The following is a 23,584-nucleotide window of genomic DNA, read 5'->3' as shown; positions in this document are numbered from 1 at the left end:
CAATCGTGGCGATCTTGAAAGCCCATCCGACAACAGAGACTTAACTTCACCGCCTCCACGGAACAGTCATCCCTCTTCAGGGGGAATTCTCTCCAAGGCGGCTTTGAGCTCGTCGATGATCTGCCGATGCCCAGCCAAGTCTGGCATGGCATTCTCAAGTATGAAAGACTCTGATTTACCTAAGCGCTGTTGCAGGTTTGAAGACCAGATTTCCACCGACGCATTACAGTACAAGGCGAATTTAAACTCCTGTAGAGAGAGCTCCGACTGGATGTCACTTCTGCTATCACGCCGTTCATTTAGTAAGCCGCAACCCGCTAGAGGATCAATTAGTAAACGCTCGTTTCTGAAGTCCATCCAAAAAATAAACGCCACTCGACCGTTGGCCGACTCCAGACGAACACCTATCTTCCCATCATCCATTCCAGCGGATATAAGGCGCATGTTTCCAAGGGGAGCGTATGACTTTCCTTTGCGTGCGAGTACGTAAAACTCATCAGGAATTTCGTATTGCCGATTAGGGACGAGCTCACCCCGCATTAGCCCGTCCAACTGCTCTTGGTCAAACAGGGCACGAAATCCTTCGAGCTCATACAGGTGCTCCCGTTCATATGCCCACCGTGCTGGCACCCCAAGACGCTCCTCCATAGCGAGCTCAGCAAGATGTCTCATCAGTGGCTTGTCCATGTGAATCCGCTGGTGATCATCCGGGTCATCCGGATCTACGATATCGTCGCGTTCGGCATGGGCGATAGCATGGCGGCCTTGTGTTGCTAGGTAGTCGGAAATGTCGGTGCCAAGAGCCTGCAACTCATCACGACGGGCAATTGAGTCTCTGTCCGTTAATACCGGGAGGGCCTGCTGGATCCACGGCCCTCGTTCTCGGCCAACAGGCAAGGAGCGGGCAAACGCTTTGTAGAATCCGAGAAACGAGTAGAAGGGATTGCTGAGTGACAGCCCTTCACGATAGTAGGCCATTGCTTTGCGGGCTTCATCGCTTTGAGGGAAGTGGAGGTTCTCGTCAGAAAAAAACTCGGTAAAGGCATTGTTGCGGAGCATGCCTACTCGATGTGGATGGCTACCACCACCCCACATGACGATCTCTACTTTCGCACCCTCACGCCAGGCAATTGCAGTTGCCAGGCGCATCACCGCAGCTCGTCCTTCATTGGCAGTCATGCCTTGACCATTAGCTCGAAGCGCAATTGCAGGAAGGCTCCGATGCTCCCCTTCGGATATGGCCGGTTGCAGCAAAAACTCTAGCCCCTCAAAGGTTATCAGCTGAGCCCTATTCGGCCAGAAAACCTGGGTTTCCAGCCCGCCAACCACCCATTCGCCTCGCTGGGCCTGATATTGCTCTGCGCGTTCGAATGGATCATCGGTTGCAAGCATCGTGAAGCTCCTAGGGGTTGGCGGTTACAGGGTTCAACCTCAGTTTATAGTGCTTGCCGATGCAAGCGTGACCGGAAGCCTAGCTATGTAAGACCGGCACCTGCAGAACACTGGATCATGTCGGCCCATGGGAAGATGGAAGTCTCTTAGCCAAGACGCATCCAAGGGCGAGCGGCTTGGTTTACGGCGCAGGCTCGTAAGGCGTGCCCCATTCCGGTTTAACCGGCCACTTGGGGGGCCATCGGAGCGAACGTAAGCGCCAGATCGCCCGTCCAGGCTGACATCGCAACCATTACCTCGTTACCATCTACAAGAGCGATGTCACACGTGCTCGAGACTGTTTCGCTGTTGGCCGAAACTTCGCTAATCAACGTAAGCATGTAGGTGACCACCACCTCTCTCAGCTGATCAGTAGAAAGCGATTTGATTGATGCAGTTACCACATCCTGTAGCTTGGCCTGCAGCTCTTGCGCTTGCTCCAAGGAAAAACCGCCGGGGAAGCACATCACTCGGCCCACATCTAAGCGCCTCAGCGAATCAGCTCCGTGCTGCTGGTGGTAATAGGCGAACCGAGTAACCGATTGATCGTTCACCACAGTTGGATAGGTGAACATCCAGGAGGTCTCGGCTAGATCGGCCTGAAGGCGAGGACTTTCGGCATGGAGCTTGGAGAACGAGTCGCGGGTACGTAGGATCAAGTCCAAGACATCATCAGGACTCTTGAAACCATGGTCTCTGACGAAGGACTTGACTGGATCTAGCATCGCCAATGAGCCCGCACCAGTGATGACGCCAACTTTAGTCCTAACGATCTTTTCCTCGTTGTCACCGCAGGGGATTTTCACTCCGTCCTGGGTGATTTCGGTGACACGTTTGTCCGCAGCGATGATGACCTCATCACCTAGATGAGCAACCAAAATACAAGTCATGACTTCTCTCTCTGAACATGAGGCAGGCAGGCTGAAGGCGCGATTATGAAAGCGCATCGACTGAGGACATGGCATGGTTCACTGTAGCCGACCCATCAAGGCGCCCACTATTGAATATGGTTTTAGAGCGCCTTCAGCAGGCTCTCAAGTGTCTGATGCTCCCATGTACTAAGCAGAGCTATAGGGTCAGTCCCGTATCGATCTCCCGAGTCGAACGACCAACGCCGTCCATCGGTGCTGACGCATGCTTCGCAGTAATCGAGCTCATCACAGTCGTTGAAGATCGTCATGCTCCATCCCTCGACGTCGACCATGAACATCCCGGCATAGAGCTCATCCCAAGTCTGAGCACATCCTCTGATCATTGTGCGTCGCCCAAAGATCGCATCGCGCAGTACCTGGCAAACCTCTCTTGCTGTGAGCGCAGGCGTAGGTTCGTCAGGGCAATAGGTTAAAGTCATAAAAGAAACCAGTCGGCTTTGGTCGTTTTGCCAAAGGTACACCGGCATGCATGAACCAGGTACTCACAGGGAGGAGCAGATGAAGCTATTTTTGGACTGTGAGTTCACACAGCTGAACCGAGATACGAAGCTGATTTCCTTGGCACTCGTGTCCGAAGCCGGGCACGAATTCTACGTCGAGCTCACAGATACATATCTAGTGGGAGACTGCAGCGACTTCGTGATCCAGAACGTCCTGCCTCAGCTCAACCTACCTGAACATGGGCAACCCCTGGTCGAAGCTCAAACCTCACTGCTCGCTTTCCTAAGCAACCTTGAAGGCCCGCTCGAGATTTGCTCGGACGCTCCGGATTGGGACTGGGATCTCTTCTGCCAATTGGCCTACGTAAATCATCGTTGGCCTGCTAACGTTGCCAATAGTCCGACCAACCTCATCCTGCTATTCAGGCATCTCGAAGCGGATGATATCGGCGACGTGACGCTCCCGGAACTTCCCCATCACGCGCTGCTGGATGCTCGCGTCTTAGCCGACCTTTATCGTCGACTGACAGCCGGTTCCAATCGAGGCATTGAACATGGCTGATGATCTTCGTACGCGTGAGTCTGTCAGGCGCAAAGCCCTCTGGACACTTTCGCACCTGATGCCGGGCGACCCACAAGCTGCCGCGATTCTGGATGTCCTAGACGACATTGAAGATCAGGAACGCTTCGAGTTAAAACGGAGTCATCCAGGCCTCGATATCGATGCTGTCCGCAAAGCAGTTCTGATTGAGCGCCACAGTTCCGGTATCAGCATTGTGCGAGAGGCAGGTATTCCCCAGCCATGGCGTGAGCGCTTTCTGCAAGCGAGCATCGGATCGACGCGCCTGGCCGATGGCCCGTACGCGCATGACTGGGACAAATTTCTGACTCAATGGCAGGCTGAAATGCGGCACTTGGATGCTCACATGTTTGCAAGACGAGCGCGGCAGGGTTAAGCGTCGGGGGCACCTTCGATTGTCTACTTTGGATAGTGCTGACTATACTGCCAACACCAATATCTGAGGTGTTACATGTCCCGTCTCGCTGAATTCCGCGCTCTTGAGCAACAGCTTGCTGCCCAATTGGCAGAGCTTGAAACACGAAAAATGATGATGGCCTGAAGCGTGAGATAGAGTTCGAAAAGAAGCTCCGTGATCTGCTGGGCGAGTATGGCTACAGCCTGCGCAACATTGTCGCGATTCTCGACCCGCAGTCCTCTAGCCGCCGCGCTCCTGCAGCCGCTGAGACCAAGGGCACCCGCAAGGCTCGCGCCGTGAAGGTTTACAAGAATCCTCACTCGGGCGAAGTCGTCGAGACTAAGGGCGGCAACTACAAGGTTCTGAAGGAGTGGAAAGCTGAATACGGTTCCGACACCGTCGAGAGCTGGCTGGCTCAGTAAAATCGTTTGAGTACAAATCGAGGGCCCTGCGGGGCCCTTTTTATGGGAAACGGGAAGTGCTTCGTTCGTCCTTGATCAGCTTGGAAAAGGGCTTCAGGGTCGAAGGCATGGCCATGCTCTTCATCTACATTACCCAGCCCAACGTTAGCGCTGTCAGCACCATGTAACGGGAGGCTTTGGCGAGCGTTACGATGAGCAGAAAACTCCACAGCGGTTCACGCATTACACCGGCGATCATAGTGATAGGGTCACCCACAATTGGCAGCCAACTGAAGAAAAGCGTCACACGTCCGTATTGCTGATAGGTGTTCTGCGCTTTGTCGAGTTGACGTGTGCTGACTGGAAACCAGCGGCGATGTCGAAAGCGCTCGATTGAACGACCTAGGTACCAGTTAACGACCGAGCCCAAAACGTTACCCAGTGTGGCGATGAGCAAGAGCACTAACGCTGTGTAGTGCTCCGAAACAAGCATACTCACCAATACAGCTTCGGATTGTAGGGGGAGGAGGGTGGCGGCACCGAATGCCACAGCAAAAAGGCCTAAGTAACTGCTTAAATCAAACAACGTGTTGTCTCTCTAGGGCAGGCTTATACAGCGGTAATCAGATCCCATTGAGCCGTCGTTAGCGAGTCTCAAGAAACCCCTGAATTGTGGAAAAATTAGTGACTGTTCGTCATTCTAAGGCAAGCGGAGCGCACAAGCGTGAGGACGAGAGCCTGGAGGGCCGTGACGAGGGCTGGGGTCACGATAGGCGCTCTCGAAGAGCGTGCAGCAACCATATCTACGCGGAGAATCAGATGGGTATGACGGACGATGATGACACCGTCTATTGTGACGTTCAAATGCCTTTGGCGCAGGGCAGAGAGCTGCTGCAGTTGGTGAGCTCACTCAGGGAGTCGAAAGCCTACCCTACACTGGATAGAGTCTTTGAGCGCATGCAGGATGAGCTCAGCACCTCAATCGATATCATTGAGAACCCACCGACCTGGGGCCCATGGTGTCAGTAAACAGACCTCCAATGAACACCATTTTTTACATTTCTGAACGCATGCGAATGGGCTGTGGCTGCAAGCAGGTTGCCTGCTCACTACCGTTATTTTTGAACCAGGTCTTTATATAACTCCCGCGCTGCAAGGATCTGATCCCTGAGTTCCTCTGGGTCTATGCGCATGCCACCGCGAGGCGTTACCTGAAGCGTCTTGAGGCGGTTCGCAGCCTTAATGAATTCCCGTTCTTCCGCCTGAATCCATTCAGGGCGCCTGTCTTTCCAAAAAAGCCAACCCATCTGCCCGGCCCCATCTTTGTTCGTATGCTCAGCAGTATGTGGGAGCGGTAGCCAATGTCCAAGCAAGAAGGTGAGTCGGATCGCTCCGCAAGCGGAGCGCGCAGACCATGATGGTTGGAGAGCGGAAGGATGGTCGCCCGCAGGGCCGAGACCCGTCGTAGCGGGGCTCGGTTCACGACAGCCGCCCCCGAAGGGGCCGCCCGACTCCTCGCAACGCAAATGTTACCGAACAGCCCGTTGAGCAAATGACCGAGCCATTACGCCCTGAGCGCAAAGATCATACGTTTTGCGCAATGCAACTTCGTCGCCGGAAGATACCCTTGCATGGGGAAAGATCGTGGAAAAAAAACGCTTCCGCTCGCCATTGCTGAGTTCAGACCAAACCCTTGGCTGACCTTGTGCATCTGGCACCGCAAGACGATCAAGGAAATACTCTTCAAGGCTGTGCAGACGTTGCTGACCATCGACCAGAATCTCGCTGTTCTCCGCCAATGCCCTGCCAGTGCTCGCCGGCTCGCACCAATCGTTTGTAAGGTAGCTTCCCAAGTCTGCCCCTGACCACACAGCGCTAATAAAACGAGCCTGCTGGCCTACGTTCCACTCCAATCCGCGCGCCCAAGTCGGTACGGGGATACCCATGACAAATCGTCCAGCCCATGGAAACCTATCGTGAGCGGAGGAGGGGTCAACCAGATACTTTTCCCAGTGGCCTACCAGAACATCAATTGGGTAATGACTGACGGTTGTAGCCAGAACCCGCTGCGGCATCTGGATGCGTAATTCAGACGGTTCTTCGTCGGCATAGCTTTGAAAAATAGAAGTCATGGTACTCACTGGTGGCTACAAATAAGTGGAGGTGCTGGAGTCAACACGGGCGCATCGCCAAGCGTCGACAGTCTCGATGATCAACACATCTCGTTCGATGGAAATGTCGATCTGGTCGCTGTCGACCAGCGCATGTGCGTAGCCCTCTACATAGGCTGCTGCTTTATCAAATGCAGGAAGGGTTTCTGAAGACTTAATGACGCTGATCAGGCGTTTCCAGGCACCGTGCTGGCGGTTGCCCAGGATCGTCTTCGGAAACGAAATCGCGGCACTCAATCGCTGTGCGTATTCATCGGTTGGTGGGATCAAAGCAATTCGCTCATAGGGGTACATACCTATGACAAACGGTTGGTTTCGGAAAACCTTGAGCATGATGCGAAGATTTGTGGAGAAATAAATAACGTTGGTCTAAACCAGCATCGTTGTTGGTCGCGCGCGGGACGGCGCGGAGACGTGAGCTGGATGACTACCGGTAGTCGAAAGTAAGGAATCAGGGATGGGGAGGCCTACTTGACCCACCTGTACCACCTTCAGGCCTATTGTCGATGTCAGCTGCTCGACAGACCTTCAGGACAGGTGGGCGAAATAGGGTCTTCTGGCCTGGTGCGCATTGGCTATGCAAGCTGACCGCAGGAGTCCAGGTTACTCCAAAGAAACAATAGTTCAAGACCGCCCTATCGTAAAATTCCTACGCTCACAATCCTAAGTCTTGCTCGAGTTTCTTACCCTTCAAGCGATTAGAGACAACCTTCTTTTTAATCAGAAGCATCAGTAGCGAATCACTGAACTCGTGCCATTGGCAGTCAGCGCGCGGTGAGTCCATTAACGGCCAGTTCTCTTTGATAAGGCGTCGCGCTTTTTCGCTGAGGATATGAATCGGATTGCACGCGTATCCAGGAGGCAGTTTGATGCGGAGCACGTCACATCCGGTAACCTTGTAATGACGTCTACGGAAAAGCGCTGCGGAGCCTGACCGGGAAAGAACTTCATCGAATAAGGCCCCGGTTACCTCTTCTGTGAGGTGGATAGAGGCCAACGTCCATATCTCTATAACCTGGAATGCTGACCAGTCACTTTCTTCACCAGACCGAAGCACAGCCTCACTGATTGCTTTGGAAATAATGAATGGTTTGCGCTTTGATCCCATGCCAATCGCTCTCAAGTGTGGCGATGCTTCGACCAGTCCTATGGCCGTTCGACGAAACTTCTAAGGCATCTTCCATTTTTGAGGCGGGCAGACGTAACACTCCAACATCGAAGAACTGGAGTGGCCAACTATAGAATCTACATGCTCCAGTACGTGCGGGCAGAATCCGGTGGGCATTACTGCTTCAGAGGAGAAAGGCTGACGGATATCAAGATGATGCTGATGAGATGACGGGTCATCGCCGCTAGATATTTCCTCCGTGCAGTCATGGAGAACTGGTGTTTCATACCGCTCAATCCCCAGGCTATTCGACTCAAGCACTTCCTTGACTGCAGACCAGAACAAGTATTCGGAACGGCCAGAATAGACTTCATGTTCACACGAAAAATCAACCTCCAGCCGTTGATTGAGATCCAGTTCTTTGATCGGTTCCCACAAGGCCTCGATGGCAGGGAAGGTGGCGCCCGCCACTTCGTCACTCAAGACGATAGGAAGTACGTCTTTGTGGACGGAAACCAGCTTCACCCCGGACATTGCGCCTTGGATGTGTGCCTGCTCTAGAGTCTCAAATTTCATAGCGACTTATCTCCCAGGTAGTAGCGGAACTGAAGACCAAGGGGGTGAAGTGGTCAAGAAATAACAGAAGTTTCTACAAGTTTTGCGACGGATGAACAGTATCGTGAAAGTATACCCATGCCCTTCATTGCACTATTTGATAGCGATATAAACTTATGGAGAATGTTTGATACATACCTTTCGCTTGTCGTTGTGAGTCGTGCTGTTTAGCTTGTCGGTCGGTGAAAATGGAAAATTAATGTAAGTATGGAAGGGCTGCACGAGGACGTCTTGGATGAATAAGCACCGCCCCACAAAGTGGGGGTGGCAGCTACCAAGCCATTGATATAGATAGAAAAGCTAGGCGAGCTATTGGCGCGGAAATATGGGCTTGTAATTGTGAGTGCGTATTGTTATTTAGGCGTATTGTTGGTTTGGTGGAAGGATCGTTGAGAAGGTTTTCTACGCGTTGTTGATTTATTTATGATTGTGATTTGTTTGATTTTATTTTGTTATTATATGTATAAGTCAATAAATGCTTAATTATTTTTTGGTGTGGGAAGTTTATGTTTTTTTGCGCATGGGTACTTGCCTGAAGTGCTTGGTTGGTCTATTTTTTTATGCACTACAAGGATACAAAAGAACTCTCATCGAAACCCTCTAATTAAGAGGCGAAGGCCGCTTGTCCTAAAAAGGAGGCCCTTATGGCGCAGAGAACTGATGTCGAACAGCCCAATCGAATCGTACATTATTTTCGAGATGTCGATCTCACTAGCGGCTCACGGCCAAATTTCATACCAGAGAGTTTTGCTCTCAACTGTTGGGCTGAAGATTGCTGGCCTGGACGGTTCCTATTGAGGGTTGCTATTCGCTTCCATCACATCTGGGCCACCTTCGGCGTCAGGAATGGGAATGCGACGATTCAAGGACGCCATCCTGCTGTTTGTTTTTCAGGTTTTAGCATCGCTGATTTAATCGCTGTTCGAGATGGTATGGCTGCAGCCACTGGCGCAGTTACTCAATACGCGGTTACGTTCCCAGCATCTTCAGCGGAACGTGCTGGTGCAAGGCAGGTAGTGCAGGGCGGAAACCTCCGAGCGACCCTTCAAGCAAACCATCCTTCAGAGCCTGTGACCCAGGACGAGCTGTGGCAAAACGAGTACCGATATGTGGATGGTCAGCTTGATATCTTCGGTAATCAGACGGCGGAATTGGAATGGCGCTGGCCTTATACCCGGAATTATCGCCGCGCCATCGAGAAAATTGAGCGAGAAGGGCACCTTGGAGACAAGCTGCCGGGGCTAGATCTGACCCAAAAGAAGTGGTCACAAATCGGGGTGGTAGTAGCCACCGAGGCTGATGCCTTGAGGCTTCAGTACGACATCTTGTCCCTTATCGACCAGCGGCTCGTATCGGTAGATCACTTTGACCATCTCCTGGTATGTGAGCGATTGCCGGCGGAACTGGACGGGCTCACTGCGGCACAGCAGGAGGCTTCGATGAGAGCGGCGTGCTTTGACTTCAAATCCTGCATGACGGTTTCCGATGAAGCTGCTGCCGTCGCTGTGGCAGATTTCACGGAGCGCGTTTCTGCTCTGGAGGCTTCATCCTTGAAAAAGGAGACACAAGAACGTGGTGGCTGCTGGGTTTACTTCGAGGATAACTCCCACCCCTATGTGCGGGCGCTTTTGAAGGGTGGCCGGGTGGTTGTGAACAAGTCTGGTCGGTATCTGGGTACGTTGAACGAACTTGGCCGTGGGCGCGATCTGCGCGAGCGGCGACTGATCGTCAAAACGCTATGCAAGCAACTAGAGCAAGAGCACGGCGTGGCTTGCTCTTATTTCAGCGTGCGCGACTCCTGGCTCCCCGATGATCTTCCAAGCTATTGCGGTCATCCATGGAGTGGGTTTTACCGGGTCACGGACGAATCGGATGGGTTAGATGAGGAACTGGGATTAACTGACTAAGTTTATTCCTTGTAAGACCGCTACCTACCCAAAGTAAATCATCAGTATCTGGGTAGTGTCGCTTAAGCATCGGCAAATTTTTATTTATTTCTGCCCTCCTCCGAGTAGTAGTCAGGTACTTGGGTTGGTAAGCTCCTGAGATCATCGAGTCATACGTATGACTAGCCGCGCTTTCACATGTCACCTCACTTAAGCGCGCCAGGTTGTCTTATTAAATGTAAGTTTATGCCTGGATCAACCTTTGATTCGATGTTGTGTGCATAAGCCAAGAGGAGTTTATGTGTCTTTAGAGTCGCAGGGGAATTCTGCCCACGAAATAATTTGTCTCGATATATCTAAATTACTTTGCTGTTAAAGCTAGAAGGGTATGCTGCTATGTCGAACGTAAAATATGAAGTGAAGAAAGATGTTTACCTTGGTCGCAATAGTTTCAAGTGCGTATGGAAAATTAGTACGGGGGCGTGGGTGAGGTCTCAGGCATTCGATGTTTTTATGTGGTATGTGGTGTTGTTAGGAAGGAAATTCAATTCTCTGCGGTCATACTCGTATAAGGTGGCCAGTTTTCTGGATTACTTGTACGTGGGGCTGCAGTTATGTGATGTAGTGGATAGGCATAGCTACATTCTGTTGGCTCGGTATTATCATGCGTATCTGACCCAGGGTCTTAACTCATTGTCTCCTATGGTTCAAGCGATTGCGCGCCGAAGACCTTCTCCGATGCTCAGTGTAAAAACTTCTAAGGTGCATCATGCTGCTGTGCAACAATTGATTAAAGCCTGTAATGAATATGGTGCGGATTCGAGTGCGCTGCCCGGAAACAATGCGCCAGATGAAGAGGTAAGGCATCTTGGGGAATTGAGGCTTGTCGGTTTGCCTCGATCTGAGCAAGAGCTAAAAGTGCTGGATAAAGTGTATGGCAGGCAAGCTAATAAACCTAGCCAAAGTGAAAGGATGCGCATCTTTGCGCATCTGCCAAAGACACCTAGGAACGATGATCCCTATGAAATTGAAAAAGCATTCCCTCTTGATAGAATTGGCGAGTTAATAAATTCCGCGACGTCGCATCGTGATGCGGCGTTATGGGCCTTGATCGCGGCTACGTCATTAAGAGCATCTGAGGCATTGCAGGTGTTATGGTGTGACATAAACTTTAGAAAAAGGCAGATATACGCTGTAAACCCAACTGAGCGCCAAGATGCTGATCGCGCTTATCAGGGGATTAGCGTTAGCCAAAGGGATAAGTTGGCATGGAAGGGTAGAACCACAAAATATACCCTGCTTTTAGAGCCCTATGGGGATATGTTCTTTGAACAGCTGGAGCTATACCTAAAGTATGAATATCAGGGTGGCTCATTGCATGAGTTTGTATTCCAATCCCAAGATGGATACCCGCTCTGCTTCTGTGATTATGGGAGTGTAGTTGTCGAACCATTTGCACGCGCCGCAGAAAAGGTTTTAGGGGTTCGGTCGGATCCCTATCAACTTAAATTGCACAGTCTCAGGCATAGCTATTGCTTTTACATGAAGAACTTTGTGGAACATACGGATGGAATCGGGTTAACGGATTACGAGATTATGGCGCTGACCGGGCACGCCGACGTGGCGAGTGTTGCTCGTTATGCCATAGTAAGCTTGAAATTGCTAAATGAAAAGCTCGCCGTGGCGTTTCGAGATTTCAAATCGAATAAGAACAGAAGTTTGAACGAAATGCTTTTGGGGTTCCATGAGAGAAGGATTGTAGCACTCAAGCGAGAAATCGCTAAGGAACAAGAAACGGTCGCCTAGTGACTATGTCGGAGTATTTATGATAAATCTCACGGATACATTGATGTTTTTGACTCCTGCAGGGCAGGTACTCGAATGTTACAGTGAAGCGCTTGTTCGGTTAAAAAAAATCACGGATGGAAAAAAGGGTAGTAATTATTCGTTGTTCAAGTGCTTTCTAAGTTTTCGTCCATCTGAACATTTTGTAAATAGTTTCCTTATTAATTTAGTGCATGCGGTAATGGTGCGTGGCAGCGCGTCACCTAGCACGTCTGAAATGCGGATAATAGATTGTGTTGGCCACATTGGTGGGGTGGGAACCCAAGCGCGCAATGTTTTCTGGGTTTTTATGAAAATCTTTCTGGTACTGCTTTATGATATGGGATGTATACTTTTACCCTACAAGTTTACACGACCGTTGCTTCCATGGCTCGACGATCTCAATGGGGAGAGGGCAGTTTATACAGAAGTAATCTTGGCATTTCGTGCGTTAGATATCTCCAAGTCTACTGGCGCGAAAAGTAATTTGATATATGATCCCGTGGAAAGGAAAATCAGGACAGCTTTTCAAATGGGCGTCAAGCTATCGCTGTCCTCTACTTGGCACAAGCCTGAAGATGTCACCTTAGAAGATCTCCTGCAGTGGAGGAGCTTTAGTTTGTATGGAACAATTGATAGCTCTCCGCTTCCATTGCAGGCAATTGCAAAGATCTTAAAAGAACACTTCGGTGATCGGCTTCCTCTTAGCTTCGATGACATCGGGGATCTCGGTACCCCGTTGAAATCAGGGGATTCCATTTCTAGATTAGCCCGGAGAAAGGGCGTGGGGGTTCTAGAGTCAGTGATAAGCTGTGTTACGGATCCCATAGCTCTCGTTGAATATATATTGGACGAGTTGAAGCTTGCTGCTGTTAGTTTTTCCGGGCCCGGCCTCGAAAGATTGCACGTGGTAAAATGCTGGGCTGGGGCTGGGGTTAATATTGGTGAGGCTGTAAAATTATGGAGTAAACTGGAGGCAGAGTATTTAGACTCCGAGTCATATGAAAAAGACAAAGGGTGGAATACAGCTTTCGGTCGTATGAATTGTTATCTGTTTGTTTACTTGCCTGCGTGGTTTCAGCAGAACCCTGAAAGTGAGTATGTCTATCCAAGCACTCCCAATAAATTCGTCGGGCGAATCTACTACAAACCTAAACTTGATGTTGCAGGTGCTCGACCTCTTTCCTTTTCGGAATTTTCGGATGTCTTGGGTTTCGAGTTTTATTATTCCCTTGCCAATAACTTAAGACTATTCTTCATATATCTCATGGATTTTTGCTCTGATATTAAAGGTTGCGAAAATCTGACGCAACCGATCTGGTGGCTTCCCCCTGCGAAAAAGAGCGATAGAACCCCAAAGCATGCTTTCACTGCTGACCATGAAGACTGTTACATGAAATATCTTGATGCTATTGAAACTGCCGCGAGTTTTCTGGATGAACATGTCAGTGGTTTCGCCGTCAGGTATAGCTCTAAAGAATCGGGTTTAATTGATTTTAATGAAGTTGGCTACATTCCTATTGTCTATCTCAGTGATGGTCTTTACCCTATTTTGTCTATTAGTCGTAAAGCGCTAGTTTTGACAAAGATTAAAGGTAGATTTTACTACAATCCTGCTACGACGGTATTTCCTTATTGTTTGGTTAGAGCTGGTGTCAGGGGACAAAATCTACAGTGGTTATCAGCTTTGAGCTATGGAAATCATGTGGATCGCCAAATAGATCCTCAGGTCGGCTTGTCTTATTTATATATCAATACTGACAAGATTCGAAATTCGCCATTTACGGTTCATTGCAGATTTTCAGTAATAGAAAAGTTAGATTCCCAAGCGGAGTGGCGTCACGCGATTTTTCATAATACTTCAGCAGTTGGGTTTGATAAGGTCTTTCCTTATGATGGTCTGCGTCACTCGAAATGGGGGTCTATAAGTTGTCTATTTTGTAATGATGAGATGACCGGCGAGCCGATTAGGGATGAAGTGTACACTCAGGTAATTACGTATTCACAATTAGATTTTCAAAGTTGGGCTAGGAAATTTTTTGATCGCAGTGTGGAATGTGCCGTTTACATGGGGACTCCACGCGAAATGAAATCTCGAAAGTCAACCTACTACACTTGGGAACAGTGGCAGGTAGCGAGGGAAAAAAGCTCAATTGTCAAGGTTTCAAAAGGTATAGATCCTGATTTTGGAAACTTGGAATATTGCCCTATTAACCTTAGGTCTAAGGTTACTGCGCATGGTGGGCGGGTTACCCATATAACCCAGTTGTTGTCACGGCTTAGTCCTGAGGATGTCGCGAAAACTACAGGGCAAACGGTAAAGACTGTCCTGCATTACGATACGGGTGCTGACGATTTTAGGCGTCGTTTTGCCGGAGTCGTTAACAATAAAGAACCTCTCAAGAGGCCTGTAAATTCAAGGCCGCAAGTAGATCAGCAGTTTGATGCTCTCCTATCCAGTCGCGGTAGTGGAAATATTAGTGAGCTGATCAGTAGTCACGGGCTGTTGAACTTTTCTGATGACGCAACTCCCGATGTAAAAGAGCCTGGTGCATTTGAAATCATCGCACAAGAAAAATCTGCCAATTTGGTTCAGTGTTCTACTCATATCTGTGTCCGGGGGTTCGTATGTCCCGGTCATATTTTGTTGAAGTTCAAAGGGCGTAAGTTATGCCCCTGGTGTCCACTAGCGGTATTCTCACTTAATTCCATATTTGCAGTGGCGGCTAAGCGTCATCAGTTGGCTGAAGACTTTGAACGCATTCAGATTAAAATCGCTGCACAAAAAGTTAGTTTGTCCTCCCAAGAGTCAGTCTTGCTGGAGAGTGAACTTCAGGCGCTAAGCGAAGAACTCATAGCGTGGTATTTTTTAGAGAGAACTCTTGACTCTTTGATTTTTCAGCGGAGTGAGGGGGTGGGTTGTTTTACTCATGTAGTGGGTGACAGGGAAGTCGTTAAAACAGTCGTTACCCGCCATGTAACTGAAAGAGGATCATCAGAGGATTTTTTGCGTAGATTGGATGAGATTGTTGAATATCCGTCGACAATGTCTATCGACTTCAGGGATAAAGTGAATCGCGCCATTAGGCTAGTTTTAGCACAGAAGGGCAGAGTGTATGAGGCTTTGTTTGAATCGGTGTCGATCAATCCTGAGGTTCGACTTGCCGCTTTGATTCGTGACGATGTGTCACTGCTTGATCTCGACACAGATAAGCTAATTAGGCTGCTCAATATTTCGGACGAAGAGTGGTTTAAATCTATCTCCGAAGCAAAAGGGTTAAATGGTAGGGGGTACAATGAAGATACATAAAGGAGCCCGTGAAAAAAGGCAGTCGGACATTCTAAAGGTAGAGAGTCGTGCCAAACTCGTTAAGCTGGCACTGCAGGTGGTGAAGGAACAAAAGCGGATATTCAAGTACAAAAAGCACCTGCTGCAAGATATTGCTAGGTTCGTTGAAGAAGCTGAGGAATTGTCGTTGCGCGAAGCCTTGCTTGGTAGTGGTTTGGAGCTTGAAGAAAAAACTGTGCGTGTTGTTGTTAGCGGTTTTTACAAATCTAAAACGTATTCGGCCATTGTTGATGAATGGATTTTAGATAATCCTGATAGTATTATTAATAAGGGGCGGCAGAAGCATGGGTCGGATGCTAAGTTGAGATTAGAATGCTCTGAGTTGTCTAACGAATGTGCACGTTTATCATCTGAGTTAATTGAGGTGCAGGATCGCCTGCTAAGTTTTGAGCATTGTCAAGGGAAAGCTCCTTCGAACTATGCTAAATATGACCTGTACAACGCGTATTTTGCAATCGACGCCTTGATTGGTGAATTTGGCGTTTTTTTGAAAATTGATGCTGGTGGCGTAATTCTTGATAATGTGCTGCAGCGAAATCTAATACCGATGAGCGTAATTAAAGGCTACTTGGAGTGGAAAAAGCGGGAGATAAAGGAGTGACATCAGTAATTAACCAATCTACATCATCGTGACGCCGACGCCGACGCCGACGCCGACGCCGACGCCGACGCCTTCAACGCCAATGCGGTTCTTTGGTCTCATTCTTAACACTTCTCTCCTACTGCGTAGTGCCCTGTGGCATAGATCCGTTGATCTCGACCTCCCAGCAGACTCACGCAGAACCGGTTATGCGTACTGTCTGGCTGCTCGTAGGCGGTTTCCATGGGAGACCGGTTCCTCTTGAGAAACTCAGAAGCACCTCTTATTTTTGTTTGGAAAACAGAGGCTTGCCTTCGTTTGACTGGGGGGGCGATTCTGGTGGCCCCAGATAATGGTTCGAACCTGCCCTGGGACGCCATCTCATGCAGCCTCCCGCACTGGTTTGGCCAGAATCTCTCTGTGAGCTGTCCTGTTCGATAACCCTCGGCCACCCGCGGCGTCAGCTGGCTGCTGCCGACGCGCGGGTGTCGCTTGAATGGGTCAGGTTCTCGAAAGCTCTTCAGAGCGACGGTTCGCGGCGGACGTAGCGTCGGCAACCAGATTGCGCAGTTTCCTGTCTGCCTCGAATACTTCGATAGCAGCGGCGGTCGTTCCGTTTGGCGAGGTGACCGATTCGCGGAGTGCCGCGAAATCCGCCTTTGGCTGTTGTTGCAGGGTAGCCGCACCCAGCGCTGTCTGAGCTGCGAGTCTTCGAGCAAGGTCGGGCGCCAGACCGAGTTCAACCCCGGCCTGCGCCAGTGCTTCGCTGAACAGATGGTAATAAGCCGGTCCGCTGCCGCTGATCGCCGTAATCGCATCCAGCTGGCTTTGCGCGTCTACCCAGCAAGCCATCCCGACCGCCTCAAATAGCTGGCTGACCCGTCTGCGCTGGTCGTCGTTAAGTTCGTCTCCGGCATACATGCCCGTACAACCGGCGCCAACGAACACAGGTGTGTTAGGCATGGCTCGGACAACCGGGCATCGTTTTCGTACACCAGCGCTCAATGTGGCTTGCGTAACGCCGGCGGCCACGGAAATCAAAGTTGCCCGCTTGCACTGGCGGTCGCTCAGCGCCGCCAAGGCTTCAACGGCGTAGCCCGGCTTTACGGCCAGGACAATCAGATCGAAGGGCTCATCCGGCGCGTCACTCAGCCGCTCATAGCGACCTTCCTTGTGATCCGGGGGTATTCCCGGATCGACAATACATAAGTGTTCGATAAGCCCGGCGTTCATCCATGCACTCCCCAACGCGCCGCCCATGCGACCGTATCCCAAGAACAGAGCATTCATTGTCATTTCCCCAGTGGATTTGTCTTTGTTATTGATGTGACAGCGCCTGACTGCGAGGTGCAACCAAGTGCAACCGTATTGCAGAGTAGCTGAAAGGTTGAAGAAAAACTGCGTACTGTTCTGATTTTCTTGCACTATTTCGGGGAAAAGCGCTGATTCTATGAGCCAAAACGATGCGTTTTGCCAAGACACTGAAATAATTATTTGCTTAAACGATTAATCCGGTTGCACCTCTTGGTGGCTCTTAAATAAGATCGACCGGCAACGGTGCAACCCGGTTGCTCTGCGCAGTGCCACACAAATCCGAAGAAATAAAATTAATAACGGAGTTATCAATGACGCTATCCAGTGCAACGCCTCCTGCGTCTCAAGGACGCGGTCGAGCGCTTATCGCAAGCCTTACCGGCAGCTCGATCGAGTGGTTTGACTACTTTCTCTACGGCACCGCAGCCGCCCTGGTTTTCAACAAGCTGTTTTTTCCCAACTTCGATCCGGTGGTCGGGCTGCTCCTGGCCTACCTGTCCTTTTCCCTGACGTTTTTCGTGCGACCGATCGGTGGGGTAATTTTCGCGCACATCGGGGACCGCATAGGCCGCAAGAAAACGCTGGTAATCACCCTGTCATTGATGGGAGGGGCGACAGTGCTGATTGGCTGTCTCCCAACCTATGAGCACATTGGCGTATGGGCACCTGTGCTGCTGATTCTGCTGCGGGTAGTGCAAGGGCTGGGTATCGGAGGCGAGTGGGGCGGAGCATTGTTGTTGGCTTACGAATATGCCCCGGCAAAACGCAAAGGTCTGTTCGGCAGCGTGCCGCAGGTGGGCGTAACCGTCGGAATGCTCTTGGCAACGATGGCGGTCAGCCTGATGGCCATGTTGCCGGAGGAGCAATTCCTGAGCTGGGGCTGGCGTGTACCTTTCGTGCTCAGCGCAGGCCTCGTGTTTCTCGGGCTATGGATTCGTCACGGGCTGGATGAAACTCCCGATTTCAAAAAGGCAAAGGAAACAGGCAACGTGGCGAAAATGCCGTTAGTGGAGACGCTGCGCGATCATTGGCGGGAAGTGCTGATTGCGGCTGGACTGAAGGTCGTCGAGACCGCACCGTTCTATATATTCTCCACGTTCGTGGTCAGCTATGCAGTGACGACCCTGGGCTATAACAAGGTCAGCACCTTGAATGCGGTGATGATCGGCGCGGCCGTGGCTTCGCTGATGATCCCGATCATGGGCTGGCTTTCGGATAAAATAGGCCGCAGGACCGTGTACATTGGCGGCATTCTGCTGATCGCCGCTTTCATCGTTCCTTATTTCATGTTGCTCGACACGCGCACCACATGGGGGCTCATGCTCGCCACCGTAGTCGCTTTCGGCATTCTGTGGGCGCCGGTAACGGCGGTGCTCGGCACGATGAGTTCGGAGATATTTTCCACACGCGTGCGCTATACGGGCATCACATTGGGCTACCAGCTGGGCGCAGCACTCGCAGGCGGCACGGCGCCATTGATCGCAACGTTCCTGCTCAGCCGCTATAACGGGAGCTGGCAGCCGGTAGCCCTTTATCTGCTTTGCACCGTGCTGATCTCTTTGGTGGCCGTATTGGCCGTGCGGTCGCCTGGACATGACGACCCCGGCAAAACCTCGTCCAGCGCGGTCAAATCTTCCTGACCCTCTCAGCGGGACCTGCAGCCGGTCCCGCGTCAAGCCAGTTGTCGGTTCCGAAACTTTCTTCCACAACTTCCATTTCAGGCCTCGGTCACCATAGAAATCACTTTATGGGAGTCACCGCATGATGATCCGGGCCTGGTCACTGCTTCTGCTTATACCGGCCGCGCTGTTGGTGCTGTCCGGCTGCGCTACCCGTGAGCTGCGAACCGAAGAGCGCGCCCGGCTGGCGGGCAAGATATTCATCGTCACCGGCGCTTCCAGCGGTATCGGCCGGGGCGTCGCGCTGGAGTTGGGGCGTGGAGGAGCGACCGTGGTCGTGGTTGCGCGCCGCACCGGGGCGCTGGAAAGTCTGGCCCGGGAAATCCGGGCCTCGGGCGGGCAGGCGCTTGTGGTCACCGCTGACGTTACTCAGGTCGATCAGATGAAGAACCTGGCGCAGACCACGGTGGCGCGCTTCGGCAAGATCGACGGCTGGATCAACAGCGCGGGCGTTATCGCCATTGGACGTTTCGAGGACATTCCCCTTGAAGACCACTACCGCATGCTCGACGTCAACCTCAAGGGCGTCGTGACCAACAGCCACTTGGCGTTACGCCAATTCCGCTCCCAAGGCAGCGGCGTGCTGATCAACGTAGCTTCTGTGGACGGCGAGATTCCACACACTTATCACGCGACTTATTCGGCCTCCAAGGCCGGGGTCATCATGCTGGGCAAGGTGCTGAACGAGGAATTGCGTCTCGATGAGCAGGACGCGATTCATGTCGTGACCGTGCTTCCCTGGGCCGTCGATACGCCGCTCTGGGACCATGCGGGTAATTACACGGGGCACGTTGCTCAGTTGCCGACGATGGACGGTCCGGAAAAGGTGGTGAATGCCATTGTCCGGGCTACGCTGGAGCCGGAGGACGAAATCAAGGTTGGCTACAAGGCCGGGCTGGCGTACTGGTCGCACCGGCTGTTTCCAGGCGTGACGGCACGGTTGACCGCCCATGCCATCGATGAGGCGGAGGTCAAGATGAATCCTCCCGCCGCGCGCACTTCCGGCAACCTGCACCAGCCTGTCGAGCAGGGCCAGGGTGTTTCCGGAGGGATCCGCGAACGGATGGAACACCAGACACAACCGGCGCGCTGACCCTCAATCCCGTAAATCACAGGAGAGCCGTAATGACCGATGAATCGAAAATTCGTGAAAAAGCTTACGAACTCTGGGAGCAGGCCGGCAGTCCGGAGGATGGCCCCGCGGAAACCTACTGGCATCGCGCCCGCTCGTTGCTCGAAGCGCAGGAAGGGCCGACAGGTGCCGACACCGGCGGCGATTCCGGCCAGGATGACTTGCAGAGTGGGGCCGATCAGCCGGCCATGGAGCCGGCCTCGCAGGAAAAGCCGGCCGTCTGACGTCTGATGCAAGTGGCTCGGACAGACCGTCGCCGATGTCCGTTTGTCGGCCGTTTTCCGTTCGTCTCGGGTTAGCGTCCGATACCTGAATTTCCGGCGTCGAGTGGGTCATATGCGTTACTCACATTCGTGAGTAACGCGAGCAAACTACTTAGAGGAAGAGAATCATGGCTAGCACCGGAAACTCCAATCCTGGAAACTTTGCCAATGACCGCAAGAAAGCGTCCGAAGCAGGCAAGAAGGGCGGTCAGGCGTCAGGAGGCAATTTTGCGAACGACCGGGAAAAAGCTTCAGAAGCAGGCAAGAAAGGCGGGCAGAGCAGCCACGGCAAGCGTAGCTGAGTGTCCCCATAACCTGTAATGCAAGACGCCATCCTTCCGGCGCTCGCCGGTTGTCCAGGCCGTTCCCGACAGGACCGGCCTGGTTTGGCAAGCGCTCTACCCCTATCGCTTTCTCCTTTGAGTCTGGTCCGGCGCGCGGTCGAGGCGGCCGGTCAGCTGCGCTCGAAGCGCCTGTGAACTTTCCGCGACGGTTTCATTCCCATTGTTCATCGAACTCGATCAATACAGCGACGCGAGCAGCGTAGGGCTGGCGTGTCATGAACAGGGAACACGCAGATGAATGCCTCGACTGAAAAGCCCGACCGGACGCTGCGCCGCGCAGTGACCGGACCCATGTTGTTCCTGTTTATTCTTGGCGACGTGCTGGGCGCGGGCGTTTACGCGCTGGCGGGCACGATCGCCGATGAAGTCGGTGGAGCGATCTGGGTGCCGTTGCTGATTGCGCTGTTTTTCGCGTTGCTCACGGCAGGTTCCTATGCCGAACTGGTGACCAAGTATCCTCATGCGGGTGCCGCCGCGGTGTTCGCCGGTAAGGCCTACAAATCCCCGTTGATTTCCTTTCTGGTGGGTTTCTGCATGCTGGCGGCGGGCGTTACCAGCGCCGCGGGACTGTCACTGGCGTTCGCCGGCGATTACCTGGCGGCGTTCGTCGACGTATCGCCGCATCTCGCGGCCCTGGCGTTCCTGATCGTCATTGGCCTGCTCAATGCGCGGGGCATCAAGGAATCGTTGGGCGCCAATCTGGTCATGACCTGCATCGAACTGACCGGCCTGATTCTGGTAGTGGTCGCCGCTCTGTGGTTTTTCAGCTCGGGCGAGGCCAACCCTGCCCGGGCGCTGGAATTCAAGCCGGGAGTCAGTCCGACCGTGGCGGTACTGGGCGCGGCGCTGATAGCGTTCTACTCGTTCGTCGGTTTCGAAACTTCCGCGAACCTGGCCGAGGAAATTCGCGATGTGCGCAGAACCTACCCCCGCGCCCTGTTTGGCGCCTTGCTGGTAGCAGGGATCATTTACATGGCGGTCGGGGGAGCAGCTGCGATGGTGCTTCCGGTGGATCGGCTGATCGCTTCAAGCGCGCCGCTGCTGGAAGTGGTACGCGCGTCGGGGCTGGGTATACCGCCTCAATTGTTCGCCTTTATTGCGCTGATCGCGGTGGCCAACGGCGCGTTGTTGACCATGATCATGGCCAGCCGTCTGACTTACGGCATGGCGCATCACGGCCTGCTGCCCGGTGTGCTGGGCAACGTACTGCCCCAGCGTCGTACGCCATGGGTCGCGATTGTCGGTACCACGCTGGTAGCGATCGCCCTGACATTGACCGGCACGCTGGCGGTGTTGGCCGAGACCGTCGTGCTATTGCTGTTGTTCGTGTTCATCAGCACCAATCTTGCGGTCCTGGTGTTACGTCGTGACAAGGTCGAGGAGCAGCATTTCCGGGTGCCAACTTGGGTGCCGGTGCTGGCGATTCTGTCCTGCCTGGTATTGCTCAGTCAGCAGAGTCTCGAAACCTGGCTGCGGGCCGGTGCATTGATCGCGGTGGGAGTTGTGTTGTACGGCCTGACCCGAATGGGCAAGCCGGCTGCCGCGTTGAATCACTGAGAGATACTGGAAAGGGCGCAGGCTGCGGCTTGCGCAGGGGAAAAACTACGGGGGCGACGAGCGCCCCCGTGTCACGTCTGTCAGCCTTTGCTGTGGTCCGGGGACGTGGGCGCCTCGGCGACACCACGCGGTCCGCCGACACCCCAGATCGCAGCGCCGACGATTGGCAGTGCCAGGATCAGAATCGTCCAGGCCATCTTGGTGCCACCGCTTTTCGTCGAACGCCAGACACTGTTGATCAGCCACGCATCCAGTGCAAGGACAATGACCGCCGCAGCGATCCAGAACCAGTTTGACGCGTCCATCGTACACCTCCGTCTATGTCATACCGCTGGAATGCCGCCTACCGGATCGGTGACCGGCAACGGAATCGAGCTGCTGCCGGGCGTCAGGATGACTTTGCGGCAGTCTTCTTCCTTCTTGTCGAAGATCTTGTATCCGGCCACCGCGTCCTCCAGGGACATGCGGTGCGTGATGATCGCTTCTGGCTCCAGACGACCGGTCTCGATATGTTCGAGCAGTTCGGGCAGGAAACGTTGCACGTGGGTCTGGCCCATCTTGAAGGTTAGGCCCTTGTCGAATGCATCACCGAACATGAAGCCGTGAATGAAGCCGGCATACACGCCTGGCACGCTCACCACGCCGCCGCGACGTACGGCCGCGATGCACTGACGCAGCGCCTTGCCGCTGCTGCCTTCGAGTTTGAGGGTGGCAAGGATGGTTTCGGTGGTGCTGCCTTTCGCTTCGAAACCTACCGCGTCCACCACACCGTCCACGCCGCGCATGCCCGGCGTCTGACGGATGATGGTGTCGGCCGGATCGTCGTCTTCATCGAAGTTGATCGGAATCACGCCGTAGGTGCGCTGGGCATAGGCGAGCCGGTACGGATGGTGATCGACCATGAAGATCCGCTCCGCTCCCAGCATTCTTGCGCAGGCGGCACTGAGCAGACCGACCGGCCCGGCGCCGTAGATGGCGATGCTCGAACCCTTGCCGATACCGGCGTTGGTCACTGCCTGCCAAGCGGTGGGCAGAATGTCCGAAAGGAACAGGACCTTATCGTCAGACAGGGTGCCCGGCACCTTGAACGGACCGACATTGGCTTTCGGAACCCGCACATACTCGGCCTGGCCGCCCGGAACGCCGCCATACAGATGGCTGAAGCCGAACAGGGCGGCCCCTGGCGGAATCGACTTCTTGTTCATGATGGCGCCGCGGCCGGTGTTGGTGGTTTCGCAGGCGGCGAACAGATCGGACTGACAGAAAAAGCAGCTGCCGCAGGCGATCACGAACGGAATAACGACCCGGTCGCCCGGTTTGACGGCGGTCACCGCCGAGCCCGCTTCCTCGACGATGCCCATGAACTCATGGCCGAAGATGTCGCCGTGCTCGACAGTGGGAATCTTGCCCCGGTAGAGGTGGAGGTCCGAACCGCAGATGGCCGTTGCGGTGACTCGCAGGATAATGTCATCCGCTTCCTGAATCTCGGGGTCCGGCACGGTGTCGACTTTGACGTTATGCGCGCCGTGGTAGGTCAGTGCTCTCATGATCACTCCTCAGTCCTGCCAGATATTCTGGCGT

Annotated in this window: 22 protein-coding genes and 1 pseudogene; 13 read left to right on the top strand and 10 right to left on the bottom strand. The window is 52.9% G+C overall.

Features of this window, described 5'->3' with window-relative positions; translation table 11 throughout:
* Positions 1–66 precede the first annotated feature (66 nt).
* From mauJ to TRP66_RS23665, 3 genes are all read right to left on the bottom strand, one after another.
* Positions 67–1,392, bottom strand: a complete 1,326-nt coding sequence (gene mauJ / locus TRP66_RS18405) for a methylamine utilization protein MauJ (RefSeq protein ID WP_333405428.1) — start codon at positions 1,390–1,392, stop codon at positions 67–69.
* A gap of 218 nt (positions 1,393–1,610) precedes the next feature.
* Positions 1,611–2,321, bottom strand: a complete 711-nt coding sequence (locus TRP66_RS18400) for a hypothetical protein (RefSeq protein ID WP_333405426.1) — start codon at positions 2,319–2,321, stop codon at positions 1,611–1,613.
* Between the two features lie 122 nt (positions 2,322–2,443).
* Positions 2,444–2,782, bottom strand: a complete 339-nt coding sequence (locus TRP66_RS23665; RefSeq protein ID WP_442965223.1) for a DUF7693 family protein — start codon at positions 2,780–2,782, stop codon at positions 2,444–2,446.
* A 79-nt stretch (positions 2,783–2,861) separates the two neighbouring features.
* Between TRP66_RS23665 and TRP66_RS18395 the strand changes: the two genes are divergently transcribed.
* From TRP66_RS18395 to TRP66_RS18385, 3 genes and pseudogenes are all read left to right on the top strand, one after another.
* The gene (locus tag TRP66_RS18395) at positions 2,862–3,365 is read left to right on the top strand and encodes a hypothetical protein (RefSeq protein ID WP_333405424.1); all 504 of its coding nucleotides are present in this window, start codon (positions 2,862–2,864) and stop codon (positions 3,363–3,365) included.
* Positions 3,358–3,759 (top strand): hypothetical protein, encoded by a 402-nt coding sequence (locus TRP66_RS18390; protein WP_333405422.1) that lies wholly within the window; start codon positions 3,358–3,360, stop codon positions 3,757–3,759. The genes TRP66_RS18395 and TRP66_RS18390 overlap by 8 nt, the downstream gene beginning before the upstream one ends.
* Positions 3,760–3,834: 75 nt before the next feature.
* Positions 3,835–4,202 (top strand): annotated as a pseudogene (locus TRP66_RS18385) (histone-like nucleoid-structuring protein, MvaT/MvaU family).
* A gap of 124 nt (positions 4,203–4,326) precedes the next feature.
* Here the strand turns inward: TRP66_RS18385 and TRP66_RS18380 are convergent.
* A complete protein-coding gene (locus TRP66_RS18380) occupies positions 4,327–4,767 on the bottom strand; it encodes a YqaA family protein (RefSeq protein ID WP_333405420.1) in 441 nt (146 codons plus the stop codon).
* A gap of 233 nt (positions 4,768–5,000) precedes the next feature.
* Here TRP66_RS18380 and TRP66_RS18375 point away from each other — a divergent pair, with 233 nt between their 5' ends.
* Positions 5,001–5,210, top strand: coding sequence for a hypothetical protein (locus TRP66_RS18375; protein WP_333405418.1), 210 nt, complete (start codon positions 5,001–5,003; stop codon positions 5,208–5,210).
* Between the two features lie 500 nt (positions 5,211–5,710).
* Here TRP66_RS18375 and TRP66_RS18370 read toward each other — a convergent pair whose 3' ends face one another.
* The 3 genes from TRP66_RS18370 to TRP66_RS18360 form a co-directional block, all read right to left on the bottom strand.
* On the bottom strand, positions 5,711–6,313 hold the full coding sequence (locus TRP66_RS18370; RefSeq protein ID WP_333405416.1) for a hypothetical protein: 603 nt from the start codon (positions 6,311–6,313) through the stop codon (positions 5,711–5,713).
* Positions 6,314–6,328: 15 nt separating this feature from the next.
* Positions 6,329–6,685 carry a hypothetical protein gene (locus TRP66_RS18365; RefSeq protein WP_333405414.1) on the bottom strand — a complete coding sequence of 119 codons (357 nt, stop codon included), beginning with the start codon at positions 6,683–6,685 and terminating at the stop codon, positions 6,329–6,331.
* Positions 6,686–7,520: 835 nt separating this feature from the next.
* On the bottom strand, positions 7,521–8,036 hold the full coding sequence (locus TRP66_RS18360) for a hypothetical protein (protein ID WP_333405412.1): 516 nt from the start codon (positions 8,034–8,036) through the stop codon (positions 7,521–7,523).
* Positions 8,037–8,719: 683 nt separating this feature from the next.
* Here TRP66_RS18360 and TRP66_RS18355 point away from each other — a divergent pair.
* The 4 genes from TRP66_RS18355 (at position 8,720) to TRP66_RS18340 (ending at position 15,735) form a co-directional block, all read left to right on the top strand.
* Positions 8,720–9,982, top strand: coding sequence for a DUF4427 domain-containing protein (locus tag TRP66_RS18355; protein WP_333405410.1), 1,263 nt, complete (start codon positions 8,720–8,722; stop codon positions 9,980–9,982).
* Positions 9,983–10,357: 375 nt separating this feature from the next.
* Positions 10,358–11,767, top strand: a complete 1,410-nt coding sequence (locus TRP66_RS18350) for a tyrosine-type recombinase/integrase (RefSeq protein WP_333405408.1) — start codon at positions 10,358–10,360, stop codon at positions 11,765–11,767.
* A gap of 19 nt (positions 11,768–11,786) precedes the next feature.
* Complete coding sequence (locus TRP66_RS18345) at positions 11,787–15,095, top strand: hypothetical protein (protein ID WP_333405406.1); 3,309 nt, start codon at positions 11,787–11,789, stop codon at positions 15,093–15,095.
* A complete protein-coding gene (locus TRP66_RS18340) occupies positions 15,082–15,735 on the top strand; it encodes a hypothetical protein (protein ID WP_333405404.1) in 654 nt (217 codons plus the stop codon). The genes TRP66_RS18345 and TRP66_RS18340 overlap by 14 nt, the downstream gene beginning before the upstream one ends.
* A 480-nt stretch (positions 15,736–16,215) precedes the next feature.
* On the opposite strand, the gene proC is transcribed toward TRP66_RS18340, so the two are convergent.
* Entirely contained in the window at positions 16,216–17,004 is a 789-nt protein-coding gene (gene proC, locus TRP66_RS18335; RefSeq protein ID WP_333405402.1) for a pyrroline-5-carboxylate reductase, read from the bottom strand.
* Between the two features lie 335 nt (positions 17,005–17,339).
* Here proC and TRP66_RS18330 point away from each other — a divergent pair, with 335 nt between their 5' ends.
* The 5 genes from TRP66_RS18330 (at position 17,340) to TRP66_RS18310 (ending at position 22,003) form a co-directional block, all read left to right on the top strand.
* Positions 17,340–18,668, top strand: a complete 1,329-nt coding sequence (locus TRP66_RS18330) for an MFS transporter (protein WP_333405400.1) — start codon at positions 17,340–17,342, stop codon at positions 18,666–18,668.
* A gap of 121 nt (positions 18,669–18,789) precedes the next feature.
* The gene (locus TRP66_RS18325; protein WP_333405399.1) at positions 18,790–19,800 is read left to right on the top strand and encodes an SDR family NAD(P)-dependent oxidoreductase; all 1,011 of its coding nucleotides are present in this window, start codon (positions 18,790–18,792) and stop codon (positions 19,798–19,800) included.
* A gap of 32 nt (positions 19,801–19,832) precedes the next feature.
* Positions 19,833–20,063: a DUF2934 domain-containing protein gene (locus TRP66_RS18320; RefSeq protein ID WP_333405396.1), complete on the top strand. Its 231-nt coding sequence runs from the start codon at positions 19,833–19,835 to the stop codon at positions 20,061–20,063.
* Positions 20,064–20,230: 167 nt separating this feature from the next.
* Positions 20,231–20,404, top strand: coding sequence for a general stress protein (locus TRP66_RS18315; protein WP_333405394.1), 174 nt, complete (start codon positions 20,231–20,233; stop codon positions 20,402–20,404).
* A gap of 276 nt (positions 20,405–20,680) precedes the next feature.
* Complete coding sequence (locus TRP66_RS18310; RefSeq protein ID WP_333405392.1) at positions 20,681–22,003, top strand: APC family permease; 1,323 nt, start codon at positions 20,681–20,683, stop codon at positions 22,001–22,003.
* Between the two features lie 80 nt (positions 22,004–22,083).
* Here the strand turns inward: TRP66_RS18310 and TRP66_RS18305 are convergent, their stop codons facing one another.
* Both TRP66_RS18305 and TRP66_RS18300 read right to left on the bottom strand, forming a co-directional pair.
* On the bottom strand, positions 22,084–22,308 hold the full coding sequence (locus TRP66_RS18305) for a PLD nuclease N-terminal domain-containing protein (protein ID WP_333405390.1): 225 nt from the start codon (positions 22,306–22,308) through the stop codon (positions 22,084–22,086).
* Between the two features lie 18 nt (positions 22,309–22,326).
* Positions 22,327–23,550 (bottom strand): zinc-dependent alcohol dehydrogenase, encoded by a 1,224-nt coding sequence (locus TRP66_RS18300; protein WP_333405388.1) that lies wholly within the window; start codon positions 23,548–23,550, stop codon positions 22,327–22,329.
* Positions 23,551–23,584 lie beyond the last annotated feature (34 nt).

Source organism: Pseudomonas sp. JDS28PS106 (assembly GCF_036706555.1).
Classification (GTDB): Bacteria; Pseudomonadota; Gammaproteobacteria; order Pseudomonadales; family Pseudomonadaceae; genus Aquipseudomonas.
This window is presented reverse-complemented; position numbering and strand designations above follow the sequence as displayed.